This is a genomic window from Paraglaciecola algarum (assembly GCF_021532655.1).
Lineage (GTDB): Bacteria > Pseudomonadota > Gammaproteobacteria > Enterobacterales > Alteromonadaceae > Paraglaciecola > Paraglaciecola algarum.
The window spans coordinates 1-1,117 of record NZ_JAKGAS010000033.1 but is presented as its reverse complement, the minus strand read 5'-3'; the positions used below and the strand labels follow the sequence as shown (position 1 = coordinate 1,117).

1 protein-coding gene is annotated in these 1,117 nt (G+C 36.3%); it reads right to left on the bottom strand.

All coding sequences use genetic code 11. The features are described 5' to 3' along the window. Nucleotides 1–122: 122 nt before the first annotated feature. Nucleotides 123–887 carry a hypothetical protein gene (locus L0668_RS20540; protein WP_235314601.1) on the bottom strand — a complete coding sequence of 255 codons (765 nt, stop codon included), beginning with the start codon at nt 885–887 and terminating at the stop codon, nt 123–125. Between the last annotated feature and the right edge of the window lie 230 nt (nt 888–1,117).

Sequence of the window (1,117 nt, the reverse complement as noted above, 5' to 3'; positions counted from 1 at the left end):
CTAGCAAAGTGCATATAATAAAAAGCCAGCGAAAAACGCTGGCTTAAAAACCGTCAACTTATTCTAGGACGGGACATGTTTCTAAACTACATGCGTAAGTCTAATCAAAGATACAATGGAGCCTATTTATTAAGTATCTGACTGATTTCTTCAGTTGTAGCTCCACCATTTATTGCATATTTACCTAAGTCTTCAGAGCTTACCCCTGAGTTTTTACCTGCTTGTATAATTTTATCAAGATTTTCTTGTTGTGCTTTTGATTCTTGTACCGCAGTAGTGATAACTATTTCCGCATCATTCGGAAAAATAGCTAAAAGTGCCTCGACAGCATATTCGCCTACTAGGGGAACCGCGCCGATAGCTGATTGTATTATATCGACTATTTTATTTGGGTGTTCTTTAGCCAAAGACTGCACTATATAATCAGCGGAGTCTGGTTCAGTAATCACAGCGATTCGTACAATATCCTTTAACTCTTCAGGTGTTGAATGGGCAGCAGCCGTTACAACAAAATCAATATAGCTAGGATCTGCATTTATTGCAGTTTCAACAATACTTGTGCAACTACTTATTCCTTTTTCAATTGCGATACTTACAACTTCATGAGCTAAAGCGGGTTGTGCTGATATGGCAGAGTGAATAATTTCTTTATATTTGTCTGGATAAAGATCTAATGCTGTTCCAACAATTGACCCCGCCTGTTGCGGATAGTGGCCGACTATCGATTTAATTGCTTTTCCAATAGTTGTGTTCTGTTGAACTTGCATTTGCACAAATTTTTCATTTATTTGTGTAGTTTTCGAAGTATCCGTACTTTGATTTGCTAATGCCCCTTGGAGCGATGTAAGTGAGCCAATTGCTAACGCTAGCCCTATAAATTTTTTCATATTGTTAGATACCTAGATACTTCTTTAATTCTACTATTACGACAACAAACTTGATTAACAGTTCAATGTAACAAAATATTTACATATTAAACAGGCATTTAATTAAATTGGGTTAAAAAACAAACGAATATGAAGGTTTTAAGATAAATTTACAAAAAGATTAAAAAAGGGGTTGCAGTGGGAGAAGTTATCTCTATAATGCGCACCTCGCTTCGGGGAGTCAGCCAAAA

What these genes read in the sequence shown, in the direction of transcription:
- L0668_RS20540 (WP_235314601.1), bottom strand. Translation starts at nt 887, where the DNA reads ATGAAAAAATTTATAGGGCTAGCGTTAGCAATTGGCTCACTTACATCG.